We start from the raw sequence: 16,565 nt of genomic DNA, 5'->3' as shown, positions 1-16,565 counted from the left end.
AACTCCTAATCCGAGGACTAACTTTGGCACCCCCACCGCCTTCAGCGGCACATGTCAGCCAGCCCGTCATCGATTCCCTGTCCGCTGGTCCCTTGCAGGACACTAACCCCTTGCAGGACACAAACCAGACGGACCCCGTCACCCAGCCACTCGCCGTCGTGAGTGAAAAGCTGCCCTGGCGGCACACGTTCATTTCCTTGAAGGTCCCCAACTTCAGGATCTTCGCCCTTGGCCACTTTATTGCCGTGATCGCCATCTGGATGCAGCGAATCGCCCAGGACTGGATGGTGCTGGAGCTGTCCGGTTCCGTCACCGCTGTGGGAATCACCGTGGCGCTGCAGTTCATGCCGTCACTGTTCCTTGGTCCTTGGGGCGGCATGATGGCGGACCGCTTCGCCAAGCGGAAGATCCTCATCATCTGCCAGTCGGCGGCCGCAGTCCTGGCTGCCGCGCTGGCGATCCTGTCCCTGACCCACGTAGTGCAGGTGTGGCACGTGTACATCATTGCCGTGCTCCTGGGGTTCGTGACTGTGCTGGACCAGCCGGCCCGGCAGGTATTCGTCAACGAACTCGTCGGCCCCAAATACCTGCGCAACGCCATCAGCGTGAACTCCACAACTTTCCAGCTGGGCGGCCTGATCGGGCCCGCGCTCGCCGGCTGGCTGCTCACCGCCGTGGGCGCCGGCTGGGCTTTTGCCGGCAACGCCGCGGCCTGCTGCTCCACAGTGGCCATGCTGATGATCCTTCGCAAGGACCAGCTCCACCTGAGCCAACCCACCCCGCGCCGGAAGGGCATGCTGCGCGAGGGTCTTCGCTACGCGCTCGCCAAGCCCACCATCTACTGGCCGTGGCTGATGGCAGGCTTCGTGGCAGTTTTCGCGATGAGTCTCCCCGTGCTGCTGGCCGCCTTCGCGGACCATGTGTACGACGCCGGCGCCGGAGGCTACGGCCTGCTGAACGCCATGGTTGCACTCGGGGCACTGACGGGAGCGGTTGCCTCCACACGGCGCCGGCAACTGCGGTTGCGCTCCGTGGTGGCCTCGGCTGGGCTGTACGGTCTGATGCTCTGCCTGTCTGCTGCCATGCCGTCCATGGTCTGGTTCAGTGCAGCGATGGTCCTGGCCGGGTTCTGGTGCCTGATGTTCCTTACTGCGGCCAACCAGATGGTGCAGACCAGCTCCAACATGGGCATCCGTGGCCGTGTCATGAGCCTTTACCTGGTGGTGCTGATCGGTGGCCAGGCGATCGGCGGTCCCATGATGGGATGGCTGGCCGAGCACTTGGGCCCGCACCTTGCCATCCTGGTATCGGGCGGTGTTCCGGCACTCGCAGCAGGCGTGGTGGCTGTGGTGCTTGCGCGGCGCTCCTCGCTGCAGCTCAAGGTCAACCTGCGTGACCGCCGCCGGGTGCTCAGGATCGTGGAGACATCCGCAGCCTCGGCCTAGCGGGATTTGTGGCCCTTAAAGCCGGCGCGTAGCGGCTTTGAGGGCCACGAACCAGGTCAGCGGGGGTGGGACGAAGAGAGCGGGCGACGGGAATCGAACCCGCGTATCGAGCTTGGGAAGCTAGCGCTCTACCATTGAGCTACGCCCGCGTTGCCCCGACTGCACGCCGGAGCGAATCCCAGCTTAGCGCAGATCAGGGGCTGCCGATGACAGGCGCGCCTACTTGAACAGCTGCAGGCCGTTCCAGCCGGAGCCCACTTGGCCGTACGTGGTCCACTGACCCCGGCCCAGTCCGTAGTTGTAAAGGTTGCCTTCCATGGTCCGCGCCGTGATTCCGCGTGTACCTGCACCGGTCAGCCCAAAGCTGGGAACCAAGGCCCGGATGTACTGCCAGCCTGTACCGACGGTGGTCGCCGGTCCGTAGAAACCTGCCCAGCCGTCCCCGCGGTAGTTGATGAGCGCGCCCGAGGCTGTCCGGGCAAGGATGTCGTTGGCGCCATCGCCTTCCCAGTCGACCATGGTCAGTTCCATGCCGTTCCAGCCCTTGCCGATGATCTGCGGCCCGCTCAACGCCCCACCAAACGTGTTGGGGTAGTAGCGCAGGACGCCGTCAGGGAAGTACCCCACCACACTGGGGCGGGGATGGCTGTGGGACCACTTGCCCACGGTGATGGTCATCTGCTCCCAGCCGCCGCTGCCCACCACTACCTGGCCGGCAAAACCTCCACCCGGGAGGCCGCGATAAACGCCCAGGACACCGTTGTTCCACTGGGCCAGGATGTCGTACACCCCGTCGATGTCCCAGTCCACCACGAAGCCCTGCTTCAATCCGGTCCAGCCCGAACCGATCTGGACAGGCGCCATGTAGCCGCCTGCCGCCGTCGCGGGGTAGCGCAACAGCCTGCCGGAAGAATCGGCTGCCACAAGGTCGGCGCCGGACTTGATGCTCGCGGAGCGGGCGGTGTTGCCTGCGAAGTAGTGCTCCAACGTCGGGAAGCCGCGGCGCTGCATGTCAGTAGCCAGAGCGACACCTACATAGCGCAGGTGCCAGGGTTCGTAGCTGTAACCCGTGGTCCCTGTGTAGCCATTGGGATACCGGACGATGAACCCGTATTTGTGGGCGTTTGCCGCCACCCACTTGCCTGCGGCGGTGTCGCCGAAGCAGGTGCTGAGACCACAGGAGCCGCCAGCGTTGCCGATGTCCATGGCAAGGCCGGTCTGGTGCTCGCTGTAGCCCGGTTTGGCGGAGATGGTGTCGGCGTAGGCTTGGCCGTACTGGTTCACATAGCCCCAATAGACCTGCTGCTGCGTGGCATAAGACCGGTACCCGCTGATGATGGACAGGCCACCCGTTCCGGCATCGGCCGCGCCCTGGAACAGCCCGTTCAACCATGCGGCGGCTTCAGCGCGCATGTACTGGCCTGAACCGCGGGCGTTGATGAGGTCATGCGGGACATAGCTGAGGGGGTTCAACGGGCGGGACTTGTTGACCAGCACGGAAAAGCTGGACGGATCCCCGATAGGATCGACGCTCGGCAGCGGGTTCGCCGTGGTGGGTACGGCAGCCTTCGCAGCACTGGAGACGGCCGGTGCAGGAGCAGCAGGCGCAGGAGCCGCGGACACAACACCGCCAGCCACAGCGACAGCCAGGAATGCCGCACACGCGGCCACCCGCCGTCGCGCTTTTCCAACAAAAGTGCGGTGGTCCAAACGTCGCATTACGCCCCCAATTTGATTAATACCGGCCCGGAGGAACTCTACCCGGACAGGCGGGATGTGTCAGCAGCATGACGACACCCGGCCGGGAGGTAACCATTCGGTCAAGGCTCGTCAGCAATGTGTCCTGCGTGAGCGGCGCTGTCTATTCTGAAGGTGTTAGCTGCAGTGTATGGGGAACCGGGCTACGACACCGTGAACGTACGCCGAAAGAGGTCTCCGTGGCATTTGCAGCCCATGAAGTGGTGATCGACAGGGATGCCATGACCGTCTATGGCTTCCTGATGGACGGAATGAACAACGCCCTCTGGCGCTCGGGCGTCCGGAGCATCTCCCTGAAGGCCGGTGTCCAGGGCGAGAACGGCGCGGTGTACCAGCAGACCCTCAACGGACCCGGAGGCCGGCCCATTGCCGCGGACTTCCAGATCACCGAATCGCGCCCCGGCGCCGAGGTGCGGTTTGCCGTGGTGGCAGGACCCGCCCGGCCCACCGGGGGCTACTACCTCAGCACCGAGGGCAAGACCACGCGGTTGCGGTTCGCGCTGGAGCTCCACCCCAAAGGCCTGCAGAAACTCATGGGCGGCATGATCCAGAAGACCATGGAGGCCGAGGTCGCGCAGCTGGAACAACTCAAGACGGTGATTGAGTCACGCCCGGCGGCGTGACGGTCCCGTGTTGGGTACGACGCTTTAGGTAGGACGCTTTAAGTACGACGCCGGAACCTGGCTTGGGTGCCGGCACCGCACCGGGCAGCGCGTCTACTGCGCGAGCTTGAAGCCGGACCATCCGCCGCCCACCGCCACCGGTGTGGTGAGCTTTCCGGACGTCAAGTCCCAGTACTCCAGCACCCCATTGGTTCCCAGGCCGGCAACGCCGGTGGTGTCAGGGCCGTTGACGCCCTGCAGCGCCCGGATGCCCGAGTAATCAGTCCACGCGGCGCCCACGATCGGCCTGGACTCCTGCTTGGGAGTGGCCAATCCCGAACCCCTGTACAGGCGGAGGTAGCCATTCGGTTCCACTGCCAGGAGGTCCTGGAATCCGTCAGCGTTGTAATCGACCATGCTGAGCCTGACAGATCTGTTGCCAGTACCGATCGCCGCCTGGGTGCGGATGTATGACAGGCCCGAGTTCTTGTAGAACCACAAGCCTCCGGACGCGTCCATGGCCACGATCTGGGGCAGGCGGTTATTGGCGCACCAGGTGCCGATGGCGAGGTTCAATGACTGCCAGCCATGCCCCAGGACACCCGGCGATCCGAACCCGCCCGACTGCCTTCCCGGATACACCAGCAGGGCACCATCGGTGCGTTGGGCAATCAGGTCGAACACGCCGTCGCGGTCCCAGTCGGTGACGAAGAGATCCTTAAGCCCGGTGAAACCGACACCGATCTTGCGGGCTGGCTCGTATTTCGCGTTGCCCAGGGACGGGTAGGAATAGACCGTTCCGTCCGGTCCAATGGACACCAGGTCCGCGGCGCTGCGGATCGAAGCTGTACGCAGGTCGACTGTCGGTGGCTGGTACTTGTCTCCCGGCTGGCATACGCCCACCGGATCAGCGGGCGGGGTGACCGTTCCGCCCGGCCGCGTGGTGGTTCCCGCCGGCAAGGTGGTGTAGCCGAAGAAGTTCACCACGCCCCACAGCGTGTAGCGGTTGGGGGTGGTCTGCCAGTTGCCGTCCGTGTACGTGATGCCAATGCCCATCACGTTGAAGCGCGGATCGCGCAGGAGGGCATCATGCCCCGGGGATCCCTTCCACCACTCCACAAGCTGGGCCGCATCCCGGTCCCACCGGACGGCAATGACCTCACCGGCACCGTTGTTCGGGTTGAGGGCCCGGGGGTCGGTCCAGAAGTTGGGCCGGTGCTGGATTACTTCCCGGCTGGCGATGCTGTTGGACCACTCCTGCGCCAGGCCGGCCACGGTGGCGTGGTACTTGATCGGGGCAAGGCCCAGTGACGCCCGGTAGCTGTTGATGGCGTTGAAGACGGTCAGGATCGCGGCGGTGTTGTCGTCGGGAAGCAGGGCCAAGGCGCCGTTGCCGGGGTCGGCTTCGGCGCTGGGGGTCTTGCCCGGGAACGGGGTGGACGTGGGGCCCGGGGTCTGCGTCGCTTCTGATGAGGGCACGAGCGACGGCGAGGGGGTGGATGTGCCCTGTGGTGTGGCGCTCGCCGTGGGGGTCGGGGTGGGGCTCAGGGTGTGGCTCGCTGAAGGCGAGGGCGTGGGTGTGGGCTCCGCGGACGGGGCCCGGGTTGTGGGGCTTGCCGGAGGCGTGTTGCTCGCCGTGGGCGAGGGGGTGGGCTCCGCTGAAGGAGACGGGCCCGCTGCCGGTGCGGAAGGAGTAGGCTCGGCGGTCAGCGTGGGAGCCGCCGAAGGTGACGGGCCGGCAGGAGCGGAGGGCGCCGGACCGGACGGAGCCTCGGGCGCGGGCCCGCCTGGACCCCATGACGGTCCGAAGGATGGCAGCGGCGGCGGAGACTCCACTACAGGGTCGACGGCGATCGGTCGCGTGGGTGCCCCGCCCGGCATTCCAGGTACTGCCGCCGGATCAGGAGTGGGGGTGGCGGGTTCCTCCGGGACGCCACCGGTTGCGACGGGCGCAGCGGAAGGTGAGGGCTCCGCCGTCGTACCCGCCTCCGGGGCGGTTAAAGCGGAAGGTGTGCCGGCAGAGGGCGTGGTGCCTGAGCCCGGGACGGCTTCGGTAGCCGGCAGCAGTTGGCTGGACGCCGCCACCATGACTGCAAGTGCGCCGGCCACGGCGACTGCCGCAGGCGCTGCCCATTTCCCCACAATTACCCCGCGAATGCTCGTTGCCCCCAAACTCCGGGCGCGGCTTAACCTGTCCGGGAACTATAGTCGCACGGGACGGCAGGGACAATGCATGCGGTATTTTTGATGCTGTGCTGATCTCTGACCGCGATATTCGTGCCGAAATTGACTCCCAACGGATTGTCCTTGACCCGTACGACCCCGCGATGGTTCAGCCTTCATCCGTGGACGTCCGGATTGACAGGTTCTTCCGCCTGTTCGACAACCACAAATACGCGCACATCGACCCTGCCGAAGAGCAGCCGGAACTCACGCGCCTGGTCGAAGTGGAGGGCGACGAGCCCTTCATCCTCCACCCCGGCGAGTTCGTCCTTGGCTCCACTTTCGAGACCGTCAGCCTCCCGGACGATATCGCTGCCCGGCTGGAAGGCAAGTCCTCCCTGGGACGCCTTGGCCTGCTGACCCACTCGACAGCCGGATTCATTGATCCCGGCTTCTCCGGCCACGTCACCCTTGAGCTGTCCAACGTGGCAACGCTGCCCATCAAGCTGTGGCCCGGCATGAAGATCGGCCAGTTGTGCTTCTTCCGGCTGACGTCCTCAGCCGAGCACCCCTACGGATCCGGTGAATACGGCAACCGCTACCAGGGCCAGCGCGGTCCGACCGCCAGCCGCAGCCACCTGAACTTCCACAAGACCGCCATCTAAGGCCTTCTCTGCGCGGGGTCGCGCGGCAGGAGGCTCTGCTCCAACGGGCGGAGCATCCCAACGAGAGCGTTCCCGGCGGGAGCGTCCCAAGGGGTGAGCGTCCCCAATGCGAGCGTCCCCGGCGGGAGTCCGGGGTAGGCCTTAGGCGGGAGTCCGCTCCGGCGTCCGTGGCGGCGACCCCGGTGTCTTGCGCAGGGCCTTGACCACCGGCTCCACGAAGCGGGCTGCCAGCGGGCCGAGGATGGCCATGATGAGTACGTACGCAGTTGCCAGTGCGGCTAGTTGGCCCGGTACTGCTCCCGAAGCCACCGCCAACCCGGCGATGACGATCGAGAATTCGCCGCGGGCAATCAACGCCGCACCCGCACGGAACCGGCCGGGAACAGCGATTCCCGCCCGCTTGGCCGCCCACATGCCGGTGAGCATCTTGGTCAGCGCGGTGAGCAGCGCCAGGGCCAGGGCCCATCCAAGAACTGGCGGGATGGACCGCGGATCGGTGTTCAGCCCGAAGGCCACGAAGAAAATCGCCGCAAAGAGGTCCCTCAGGGGCTCGAGGATCCGGGTGGCGTTGTGGGCTGTGGCGCCGGATATGGCGATGCCCAACATGAATGCCCCCACAGCCGCCGACACCTGCAGGGCCGAAGCGATGCCGGCTACCAGGAGCGCCAGGCCCAGCACGTTCAGGAGGAAGACTTCGGAGTTCTCGCTGTGGACTGCCTTGGATACCCGGTGGCCGTGCCGCAGCGCGATCAGCAGGACCACCGTGACAACCGCCAGGGCAATGCCTACGGTCTGCAAACCGCCCAGGAACCCGACGCCCGCCAGAATCGCGGTAAGGATGGGCAGGTAGACGGCCATGGCGAGGTCTTCGAAGACCAGGATGGAAAGCACCACGGGAGTTTCACGGTTGCCGATCCGCCCCAGGTCGGTGATCACCTTCGCGGCAATCCCCGATGACGAAATGTAGGTAACGCCGCCCATCACTATGGCGCCCACCACGCCCCACCCCAGCAGCACCGCAATGGCAGCGCCGGGGATGAAGTTCAACACGAAATCCATCACGCCCGCCCTCCACGAGCGCTTCAGCCCGGTGACAAGCTCCGCCGCCGTATATTCAAGGCCGAGCATCAACAACAGCAGGATGACCCCGATTTCACCCGACAAGTGGGCGAACTCGTGCATTCCGTCCAGCTTGACGAATCCGCCCGCTCCGAACGCGAGCCCTCCCACGAGGTACAGCGGAATGGGGGACATGCCGATCCTGCCCGCAAGCCGAGCAAGGAGACCGAGGCAAAAGACGACGGCCCCCAGTTCAACGAGGGCTAGGGCGAGTGGATCCATAACGGGGTTCAGCCGTTACGGAGAATGTCAGCGGCAGAGTCGAGGCCCTCCTGCGTGCCAACTGCCACCAGCAGGTCCCCGGCGTGAAGAACGATGTCCGGTGCCGGCGACGGAACGACCTCGCCTTCGCGCATGATCGCCACAATGGAGACGCCGCTGCGGGTACGTATTTGTGCCTTTCCCATGGGCTGGTTGATGAAGGGGGAATCCGGGGCTATGGAGAACTGGCGCGTGACGATGCCCGGCACCTCGCGGTGTGCCTCCGCGAGCCGCATGGCAATGTGCTGGCCGCCCAGGAGGTTGCCCAGCGTGGCGGCTTCATCGGCCGTCAGGGGAATGGACGCCTGGCAGGTATCGGGATCGTCCCAGGTGGACACGAAGAGCTCGGTTTCACCTTCCCGAAGTTCCACGACACCGATCCGGCGGCCCGAGGCCGTGACGAAATCCTTGCGGACCCCGAGGCCCGGAAGTTCAGTCTCATCCACGTTCATGACTCCACCTTAACTCTCTTGAATGCACGCTGGTACGGCGTTCGCGCCGGGCTGCAGCGTGAGTGCCGCGGCTTGCCGCCGATGTCGCTGTCCGTGGGGCGGCAGGCCCTGTATCTTGCCGGTCAGTTCTGCGGTACGACGGCAATGCGCGTCCTGCTGGGCGGCTTGACGGGCAGCAGCACCAACAGACCCGCGAGCAGCACCACCATGATGCCCAGGATGCCCCAGCGTTGGGCTTCGCCTTCTTCAACCAAGGGGGCCGCGATAGTGATGCACACCGTGAAGAGCGTTGGTGCCAGGAAGCTGACGGCGCGTCCAGTGGTGGCGTAAAGGCCGAAGAGCTCCCCGGATTCGCCTTCAGGTGCAAGCCTGGCGAGGTAGGCGCGGGAGGACGACTGTGCAGGCCCGACGAACAGGCACAGCAGCAGGCCGAAGATCCAAAAAGTGTTGGCGCCCGGCCACTCGTTGCCGAAGAAAACGTACGTGCCGTTGCCGAGGACCAGGATGAAGGTGCCCGCGATGAGCAGGCCGACCAACGACAGCATGATCACGGCCTTCGGTCCGATCCTGTCGTCCAGGAAGCCGCCGATGATGGCACCGACAGCCGCTACGACGTTTCCGAAGATCGCGAAGAAGATGACGTCTTTGAGCTCGAACCCAAACGTTCCGGCTGCGATGACACCACCGAAAGTGAAGACCGCAGCCAATCCGTCGCGGAAGATGGCGCTGGACAGGAGGAAATAGATAGTGTGCGGGCTCGTCTTGTAAATGGCTGCGATGCGCCGGAAGAGGAGCTTGTAGGAGGCAAGGAACCCCAGGGAAGCTGTGTCCCTCTTTGCAGGAACCTCGGGCACGGCGAACAATACGGGGAGCGCGAACACAAAGAACCACAGCGCCGAGAAGACCGCCACGAGCCGGATGTTGAGGGAGTCTTCGGTGGAGGCACCGAACCACTGGAACGACGGTTGCACGAAGAGCTGCAGCACCAGGAGCAGTGCCACGATCCCGCCCAGGTAGCCCATGCCCCACCCGAAGCCGCTGACCTTGCCGATGTTCCTGGGCGTGGAGATCTGGGCAAGCATGGCGTTGTAGTTGACGCCGGCAAACTCAAAGAAAATGTTCCCCAGCGCAATCAGGCAGACGCCCAGCAGGAGGAACTCGGGCCGGGGAAAGACGAAGAAACACAGGGCGGTCAGGACTGCGGTGGCCGCTGTGTTCACTCCCAGCCACAACTTGCGGCGTCCCCCGGCGTCGGAGCGCTGACCGGTGACGGGCGCCAGGACAGCGATGGCAAGGCCGGCGATGGCCAGGGCAGTTCCCAAGGCAGCGGATGCCGTGTCCTCCCCACCGAAGGCGTTGGAGGTCAGGTACACCGTGAACACGAAGGTGGTCATGATGGCGTTGAAGGCAGCCGAGCCCCAGTCCCAGGAAGCCCACGCGAGGATCTGGCCCTTCTTGGAGGCGGCGGGCCCCGAGGCGAGCTCGGAGGCCGGCTGGGAAGCATGGGGGAGCGCGGCCGGGTTCATAAGGTGCATGCTATCGGGACTCGACCGGGTGCCTGCACCCGACAGACCGCTATGTGGATAAAGGGGGCAAGATACTCCTCCGGACGTCATCGTGCAAAAAAGTGGCTGTTCACCTTGATAAACTGGATCTTCCGAACCCAACGTATGACCGCCTGCTCCAACTTTGACAACTCGTTCCTGACTTTGCGGAGAAAAAGTGATCACAGTCCTTGCCATCATCTTTGCAGCGGCAACTGTGGCGCCCTTCATCTTTAAGAAACTTGGTCGGAACGCCTTCCACGTCCTGGCAGCTGTGCCTGCCGGTGCCTTTGTGTGGCTGCTTTTCCAGTACGGCGCGGTCTACCCCGCAGAGGGGCGCACGGGTGGAACCCTGGAGGAAGTCCTCCCGTGGATCCCGGACCTCAAGCTTGAGTTTGCCTTCAGGATGGATGTCCTGGCGTGGGTCATGTCCCTGTTGGTCCTGGGCGTCGGTTCCCTGGTGTTGGTGTACTGCGCCCGGTATTTCAAGACCAAGGACCCGGGGCTGGGTGGCTTCGGCGCGCAGTTACTGGCTTTCGCCGGCGCGATGTTCGGTCTTGTGACCTCAGATGATTTGTTGATGCTCTTCATCTTCTGGGAGCTCACCACCATCCTTTCCTACCTGCTGATCGGGTATGCCCGGACCCGCCTGGCAGCCCGCCGCTCGGCCCTCCAGGCACTCATGGTCACCACTGCAGGCGGCCTTGCGATGCTGGTGGGATTGATCATCCTCGGGCAGGCAGCCGGCACGTACCGCATCTCCGGCGTCCTCGAACAAGCAGGGTCCCTGATGACCGGTCCCATGCAGGGCGCGGTGAGTGCCGCCGTCGTACTGGTCCTGGTAGGTGCCGTGACCAAATCGGCGCTGGTCCCCTTCCACTTCTGGTTGCCCGGGGCCATGGCGGCGCCGACGCCGGTGAGTGCCTATCTGCACGCCGCTGCCATGGTCAAGGCCGGTATCTATATCGTTGCCAGGCTGGCCCCGGGATTTGCCGCGTCGGAGTTCTGGTTGCCGCTGACGCTGGGACTGGGCCTTGCCACCATGCTGGTGGGCGGTTACCGGGCCCTCCGCCAAACGGACATCAAACTGATCCTCGCGTACGGCACGGTGAGCCAACTCGGCTTCCTCACCATGGTGGTGGGGCTTGGCCGCCCGGACGCCGCCCTGGCAGGCCTGGCCCTTCTGCTGGCCCACGGCCTGTTCAAGGCCGCGTTGTTCCTGGTGGTGGGCATCATCGACCACCAGTCGGGGACCCGTGACATCCGCAAACTGTCCGGCGTCTTCAGGTCCTCCCGCGCCCTCGGAATCGTGGCCGCAGTTGCCGCGGCCTCCATGGCAGGCGTTCCGCCGCTGGCCGGATTCGTGGCCAAGGAATCGGTGTTCGAGGCCTTCGTCCACTACGGCACGGGGCACGATGCTCCTGCCTGGGGAATCTGGATCCTGGCCGGCCTGGTGGCTGGGTCCATCCTGACCTTCGCATACAGCGCACGCTTCATGTGGGGTGCGTTTGCCACCAAGCCGGGCGTGGAACCCACGCCGTTCAAGGCGATCAAGCCTTCGTTCCTGGCGGCGCCGGCGATCCTGAGTTTCCTGACGGTTGTCTATGGCCTGTGGCCGGTCCCGGTGGACACGTGGATACAGCCTTATGCCGCCCTGTTTGCCTCCCCCGGTGAAACCGCCGACGCCGGCCACCTGGCTTTGTGGCATGGCCTCACCCCCGCGCTGGGGCTGACGGCCATCACGTTCGTAGCCGGAGCGGCGATGTTCTACGGACGCAATGTGGTGGCCCGGGCACAGGGCCTGGTGCCCGACTGGGTTGACGGGGACCGGGCGTACCAGCACACCATCGGCGCCTTGGATGACATCGCGGTCTGGGTCACCGGCCGTACCCAGCGTGGTTCGCTGTACTTCTACCTGACGGTGATCCTGTCGGTTGCCTTCGCGGTGCCTCTGGCCGCACTGTTGCTGGCCAACAGGCCGCTGCCGGAGGGCATGTACTGGATCGACCCCAACTCCCCGCTGCAGATGATCGCCGGCGTGGGCATCATTGCCGGGGCCTTGGCTGCGGTGCGGGCCAACAAACGGTTCCTTGCTGTGCTCATGGTGTCCGTCACGGGGTACGGCATCGCGCTGATGTTCGCGCTGCAGGGTGCGCCGGACCTCGCCCTGACCCAGATGCTGGTGGAAACAATCGTGCTGGTGGCGTTCGTCCTGGCCATGCGAAGCCTTCCCGCCGAGCTCAGGGACCGGACCGGAGGACGGCTCCGGGTGATCCGTGTGATCATCGGGGCAGCTTTTGGCATCACCATGATCTTCGTAGCCATCTTTGCCATGGGTGCGCGTGTAGCTACTCCGGTGTCGCTTGAATTCCCGCGGCTGGCCTATGAAGGCGGAGGTGGCCTGAACGTCGTCAACGTGACCCTGGTGGACATCCGCGCCTGGGACACGTTCGGTGAGATCTCCGTGCTGGCCGTGGCCGCCACCGGTGTGGCCAGCCTGATCTTCGTGCGGAGCCGGGGAGACCGCATCAGAACCGCAGCCTCGGTGCCGGAGGGCAGCGTGGGGCGCCGCACCGGCGTCGACCGTGACTCCCGCGACGGCGTCACGCTGGCCGTGGCGCGCAAGTTCAGCGATGTAGCGCGTGACGCCTGGCTGGTTGCCGGCCGCACGCTGGCACCGGAGCGCAGGTCCATCATCTTCGAGGTGGTCACCCGGCTGATCTTCCACTCGATGATCGTGTTCTCCATCTACCTGCTCCTGGCTGGACACAACCTCCCCGGCGGCGGATTCGCCGGCGGCCTGACGGCCGGCCTGGCCCTGACCATCCGATACCTTGCCGGTGGCCGGTTCGAGCTCAGTGAAGCAGCGACAGTCAGCGCCGGAACACTGCTGGGAACGGGACTTGCGACGGCTGCCGCCTCCGGTTTCGTGCCGCTCCTCCTGGGTGGGCAGGTGTTCCAGAGCGCCATTATCGAGTTCTGGTTGCCGGTGTTCGGGGACGTCAAGTTCGTCACCTCCACCATCTTCGATATCGGCGTGTACATCGTGGTGGTCGGTCTGGCCCTGGATGTACTCCGCAGCCTGGGCGCCGAGATCGATGAACACTTCGAAGGCAAGCGCGTACCGCTCGCGGAAGCCGACGCCGCCGAGCAGGCCGTTTCAGGGAAGGGCAACTCATGACCATCAACCTGACCCTGCTGGTTGTCATGGGCGTCCTGTACGCCTGCGGCATCTACCTGATCCTGGAACGGAGCCTCACCCGGGTGCTGCTGGGCCTGATGCTGCTGGCAAACGCGACCAACCTGCTGATTCTCTGCACCGGTGGATACGCCGGACTGGCCCCCCTGTTCAACAAGGACACCGATCCCGGCAGCTATAACGATCCTTTGCCGCAGGCCTTGATCCTCACCTCGATCGTGATCTCGTTTGCAGTCACGGCCTTCATGCTCGGCATCATCTACCGCACGTGGGCCCTGGCCCGCCAGGACGACATCCAGGACGATATCGAAGACCACCGCGTGGCCAATACGCCGAGCTTCGATGCCGAGGACGACGCGATCGTTCCGCTGGAAACGTCCGAGTTCGCAGTAACCCCCTCGTCTACGGAAGACCTTTCCCCGGCCGAGGCGACCGAAACCCCCAACACGGTGAAGAACCAGGAAGGAGGCAGTGCGTGAACCTCGCCAACCTGTCCCCGCTCGCTGTCCTCCTGCCGATCCTGGGCGCCGCCCTTGCCTTCGTGCTGATCCGTCACACGGCGGCGCAGCGCATGGTCAGCATCGGCATCCTCAGCGCCACGTTGCTCCTCGAGTGCCTGCTCCTCTTCTCCGTGTGGGACGGCGGAACGACGTCGGTCACGCTGGGTGGCTGGCTTCCACCCTGGGGCGTGGTGCTGGTGGTGGACCAGTTCTCCTCGCTGATGCTCGTGGTTTCCACGGTGGTGAGCCTTGCTGTCCTCATCTACGCCACGGGCCAGGGCATGGCCGACGGAGACCAGGAAGCTCCCGTCTCGATCTTCCACCCGACCTACCTGATCCTGGTGGCCGGCGTCTCCAACGCCTTCCTCACCGGCGACCTCTTCAACCTCTACGTGGGCTTTGAAATCCTCCTGACCGCCAGCTATGTGCTGATGACGCTGGGTGGGACGGGGCCGCGCATCCGGGCCGGTGTCACCTACGTGGTGGTCTCGGTGGTGTCGTCGGTGCTGTTCCTCATCGCCATTGCCATGATCTACGGAGCCACCGGCACCATCACCATGGCCGACCTCGCCATCAAGCTGGCGGAACTGGATCAAGGCACCCAGAACCTGCTGCACGTGATGCTCCTGGTGGCCTTCGGGATCAAAGCGGCCGTCTTCCCGTTGTCGTTCTGGCTCCCTGACTCCTACCCGACAGCCCCCGCCCCGGTCACTGCCGTGTTCGCCGGTCTGTTGACCAAAGTGGGTGTCTACGCCATGGTCCGGACAGAGACACTCCTGTTTCCCGGCGATACGCTCAACGTCCCGCTGATGGTGGTTGCGTTGCTGACCATGGTGGTGGGGATCCTTGGTGCCCTGGCGCAGAGCGACATCAAGCGTCTGCTCTCCTTCACCCTGGTCAGCCACATCGGGTACATGGTGTTCGGGCTGGCCATGTCCTCCGTGACAGGACTTGGCGCCGCGGTCTTCTACGTTGCGCACCACATCACCGTGCAAACAAGCCTGTTCCTGGTCACAGGGCTCATCGAACGGCGCGGTGGGTCGTCCTCCATCGACCGGCTGGGTGGGCTCGCCAAGCTGTCCCCGCTCCTGGCCCTGCTGTTCTTTGTCCCAGCCATGAACCTCGCCGGCATTCCGCCGTTCTCCGGATTCCTCGGGAAGCTGGGCCTGCTGCAGGCCGGGGTCGAGCTGGGGACGCCGTTGGCGATCGTCCTGGTGGTGGGCGGCGTGGTCACCAGCCTCCTGACCCTGCTGGCCATAGCCAGGGTGTGGAACAGGGCGTTCTGGCGGAAACCCGAAGACGCGGACTTCCCCGATCCCGTCCTGCAGACACCCGGCAACGTGGGCGTCCTCCCGCGGACCATGGTGGGTTCCACAGCCGGCCTGGTGGTGTTCGGGGTTGCCCTGACCGTCTTTGCCGGCCCGCTCTTTCAACTGGCAGGAGGCTCCGCGGAAATCATGCTTGACCGTTCGGCGTACATCCATTCAGTCCTGGGAGATGCCGCCCCAGTTCCGCCGCTGGCCCAGGGCGGTGCCAAATGAGCCGCAAGCCGATCTCCTTCCGCACCGAACTCCCGCTGCTCATCTGGCTGGTCATCGTGTGGGGTGCCTTGTGGCAGGACTTTAGCCCGGGCAACCTGCTGTTCGGCGCACTGATCGCCATTGTGGTGGCCAAGCTGTTCTACCTGCCGCCGGTGGAACTCAGCGGCCGGTTCAATGTGCTGCGGGCCGTTCCCTTTGCCCTGTTGTTCCTCGGCAAAGTGGTGGCGGCGAGCTTCCTGGTGCTGTACCTGGCCGTGGTGAAGGGACCCAAGGTGCGCAGCGCCGTCGTCGAGGTTCCGTTGCGGAGCCATTCGGACCTTATGGTGACGGCCACCGGCCACGTCATTTCCCTGATTCCCGGGTCGCTGGTGGTGGAGGTGGACCGGTCGACGTCCACGCTGTACCTGCACGCGCTGAACATCTACAACCAGGCTGACATCGACAAAATCCGCCGGGAGGTACAGAACATCGAGGCCGGATTGATCAGGATCATGGGCACACGCGAAGAAGTAGAGGCGCTCCGAAGCGAAACGCGTCCGGGCATGGAAGGTGCGGCGCTGTGAAGGAACTTGTCCTGGTGGTCACTGCCGTGATCCTTAGCCTGGCAGGGGCCGGTGCCATCATCCGCATTGCGATCGGGCCTTCCCTGCTGGACCGTGTGCTGGCATCCGACGTGCTGCTGGCCATCGTGGGCGCGGCCCTGGCAATCGACATGGCCATCAACCGGCACCTCAACAACCTGATGCTGCTGGTGGCCCTGGCCGTGATCGGCTTTATCGGTTCCGTGACGGTGGCCAGGTTCGTGGCCGAAAGGCGGGAACAGAGCAATGACTCCTGACGCTACGGGCGTAGACGCCGTGATCGATGTTCTGACGGCCGTTTTCCTGGTGGTCGGCGCCCTCATGTCCTTGGGCGCGGCGATCGGCCTGCTGCGGTTCCCGGACCTCATGAGCCGCATGCACGCCGCGACCAAGCCGCAGGTCCTGGGCCTCTTCCTGATGCTGGCTTCCATCGGCCTGCAGATGCGGACGTGGTGGGTGTGGCCGGTCCTGCTGGTGGCCTGGATATTCCAGTTGCTGACCGCGCCCGTGTCCGCGCACATGGTGGGCCGTTCCGCTTACCGGACCAAGCACGGCCACCGCGAGCTCCTCACCAAGGACGAACTTGAGGCCGTGGTCCAGCGGGCTGCCGGTGAACATCCGGGGGACGGAACGCACGACGCCGGCCGCTGAGTCCGGCGGTCAGGGCACCTTGGAAATGGGTCGCCCAAGGGTGCGCCGCCGGTGGTGGGGTGCCTTGGCTTGTCCCCGGGCAGC

14 protein-coding genes and 1 tRNA gene are annotated in these 16,565 nt (G+C 65.0%); 9 read left to right on the top strand and 6 right to left on the bottom strand.

The window, feature by feature from the left end:
* Window positions 1–23: 23 nt before the first annotated feature.
* On the top strand, window positions 24–1,445 hold the full coding sequence (locus ACPFL9_RS18450; RefSeq protein WP_426004407.1) for an MFS transporter: 1,422 nt from the start codon (window positions 24–26) through the stop codon (window positions 1,443–1,445).
* Between the two features lie 78 nt (window positions 1,446–1,523).
* Here the strand turns inward: ACPFL9_RS18450 and ACPFL9_RS18445 are convergent.
* Both ACPFL9_RS18445 and ACPFL9_RS18440 read right to left on the bottom strand, forming a co-directional pair.
* A tRNA-Gly gene (locus ACPFL9_RS18445) sits at window positions 1,524–1,594 on the bottom strand.
* Between the two features lie 70 nt (window positions 1,595–1,664).
* Window positions 1,665–3,164, bottom strand: coding sequence for a M15 family metallopeptidase (locus ACPFL9_RS18440; protein WP_426004406.1), 1,500 nt, complete (start codon window positions 3,162–3,164; stop codon window positions 1,665–1,667).
* Between the two features lie 218 nt (window positions 3,165–3,382).
* Between ACPFL9_RS18440 and ACPFL9_RS18435 the strand changes: the two genes are divergently transcribed.
* Window positions 3,383–3,826, top strand: coding sequence for an SRPBCC family protein (locus ACPFL9_RS18435; protein ID WP_426004405.1), 444 nt, complete (start codon window positions 3,383–3,385; stop codon window positions 3,824–3,826).
* A 93-nt stretch (window positions 3,827–3,919) separates the two neighbouring features.
* Here the strand turns inward: ACPFL9_RS18435 and ACPFL9_RS18430 are convergent, their stop codons facing one another.
* Window positions 3,920–5,947, bottom strand: a complete 2,028-nt coding sequence (locus ACPFL9_RS18430; protein ID WP_426004404.1) for a CAP domain-containing protein — start codon at window positions 5,945–5,947, stop codon at window positions 3,920–3,922.
* A gap of 110 nt (window positions 5,948–6,057) precedes the next feature.
* On the opposite strand from ACPFL9_RS18430, the gene dcd reads away from it, so the two are divergent.
* Window positions 6,058–6,633, top strand: coding sequence for a dCTP deaminase (gene dcd, locus ACPFL9_RS18425; RefSeq protein ID WP_426004403.1), 576 nt, complete (start codon window positions 6,058–6,060; stop codon window positions 6,631–6,633).
* Between the two features lie 141 nt (window positions 6,634–6,774).
* Here the strand turns inward: dcd and ACPFL9_RS18420 are convergent, their stop codons facing one another.
* From ACPFL9_RS18420 to ACPFL9_RS18410, 3 genes are all read right to left on the bottom strand, one after another.
* Window positions 6,775–7,974: a cation:proton antiporter gene (locus ACPFL9_RS18420; RefSeq protein WP_426004402.1), complete on the bottom strand. Its 1,200-nt coding sequence runs from the start codon at window positions 7,972–7,974 to the stop codon at window positions 6,775–6,777.
* An 8-nt stretch (window positions 7,975–7,982) separates the two neighbouring features.
* Window positions 7,983–8,465, bottom strand: coding sequence for a cation:proton antiporter regulatory subunit (locus tag ACPFL9_RS18415; RefSeq protein WP_426004401.1), 483 nt, complete (start codon window positions 8,463–8,465; stop codon window positions 7,983–7,985).
* 122 nt (window positions 8,466–8,587) lie between these two features.
* Window positions 8,588–9,991 carry an MFS transporter gene (locus ACPFL9_RS18410; RefSeq protein WP_426004400.1) on the bottom strand — a complete coding sequence of 468 codons (1,404 nt, stop codon included), beginning with the start codon at window positions 9,989–9,991 and terminating at the stop codon, window positions 8,588–8,590.
* 196 nt (window positions 9,992–10,187) lie between these two features.
* Between ACPFL9_RS18410 and ACPFL9_RS18405 the strand changes: the two genes are divergently transcribed.
* Genes ACPFL9_RS18405 through mnhG form a run of 6 tightly spaced genes read left to right on the top strand, consistent with a single transcriptional unit; the run spans window position 10,188 to window position 16,481 of the window.
* On the top strand, window positions 10,188–13,190 hold the full coding sequence (locus tag ACPFL9_RS18405) for a Na+/H+ antiporter subunit A (RefSeq protein ID WP_426004399.1): 3,003 nt from the start codon (window positions 10,188–10,190) through the stop codon (window positions 13,188–13,190).
* Window positions 13,187–13,687 (top strand): Na(+)/H(+) antiporter subunit C, encoded by a 501-nt coding sequence (locus ACPFL9_RS18400; protein WP_426004398.1) that lies wholly within the window; start codon window positions 13,187–13,189, stop codon window positions 13,685–13,687. The genes ACPFL9_RS18405 and ACPFL9_RS18400 overlap by 4 nt, the downstream gene beginning before the upstream one ends.
* The gene (locus tag ACPFL9_RS18395; protein WP_426004396.1) at window positions 13,684–15,249 is read left to right on the top strand and encodes a Na+/H+ antiporter subunit D; all 1,566 of its coding nucleotides are present in this window, start codon (window positions 13,684–13,686) and stop codon (window positions 15,247–15,249) included. The genes ACPFL9_RS18400 and ACPFL9_RS18395 overlap by 4 nt, the downstream gene beginning before the upstream one ends.
* On the top strand, window positions 15,246–15,812 hold the full coding sequence (locus ACPFL9_RS18390; protein WP_426004394.1) for a Na+/H+ antiporter subunit E: 567 nt from the start codon (window positions 15,246–15,248) through the stop codon (window positions 15,810–15,812). Before ACPFL9_RS18395 ends, ACPFL9_RS18390 begins: the two co-directional genes overlap by 4 nt.
* A complete protein-coding gene (locus ACPFL9_RS18385; protein ID WP_426004393.1) occupies window positions 15,809–16,087 on the top strand; it encodes a monovalent cation/H+ antiporter complex subunit F in 279 nt (92 codons plus the stop codon). Before ACPFL9_RS18390 ends, ACPFL9_RS18385 begins: the two co-directional genes overlap by 4 nt.
* Window positions 16,077–16,481: a monovalent cation/H(+) antiporter subunit G gene (mnhG, locus tag ACPFL9_RS18380; protein WP_426004392.1), complete on the top strand. Its 405-nt coding sequence runs from the start codon at window positions 16,077–16,079 to the stop codon at window positions 16,479–16,481. Before ACPFL9_RS18385 ends, mnhG begins: the two co-directional genes overlap by 11 nt.
* Window positions 16,482–16,565: the final 84 nt, after the last annotated feature.

Source organism: Paenarthrobacter sp. NyZ202, from assembly GCF_049860755.1.
GTDB lineage: Bacteria > Actinomycetota > Actinomycetes > Actinomycetales > Micrococcaceae > Arthrobacter.
Note: the sequence above shows the minus strand (reverse complement) of the source record. Positions and strands in the feature narration are given on the sequence as shown.

What these genes read in the sequence shown, in the direction of transcription:
- ACPFL9_RS18440 (WP_426004406.1), bottom strand. Translation starts at nt 3,164, where the DNA reads ATGCGACGTTTGGACCACCGCACTTTTGTTGGAAAAGCGCGACGGCGG.
- ACPFL9_RS18390 (WP_426004394.1), top strand. Translation starts at nt 15,246, where the DNA reads ATGAGCCGCAAGCCGATCTCCTTCCGCACCGAACTCCCGCTGCTCATC.
- mnhG (WP_426004392.1), top strand. Translation starts at nt 16,077, where the DNA reads ATGACTCCTGACGCTACGGGCGTAGACGCCGTGATCGATGTTCTGACG.
- ACPFL9_RS18415 (WP_426004401.1), bottom strand. Translation starts at nt 8,465, where the DNA reads ATGAACGTGGATGAGACTGAACTTCCGGGCCTCGGGGTCCGCAAGGAT.
- ACPFL9_RS18410 (WP_426004400.1), bottom strand. Translation starts at nt 9,991, where the DNA reads ATGAACCCGGCCGCGCTCCCCCATGCTTCCCAGCCGGCCTCCGAGCTC.
- ACPFL9_RS18400 (WP_426004398.1), top strand. Translation starts at nt 13,187, where the DNA reads ATGACCATCAACCTGACCCTGCTGGTTGTCATGGGCGTCCTGTACGCC.
- ACPFL9_RS18420 (WP_426004402.1), bottom strand. Translation starts at nt 7,974, where the DNA reads ATGGATCCACTCGCCCTAGCCCTCGTTGAACTGGGGGCCGTCGTCTTT.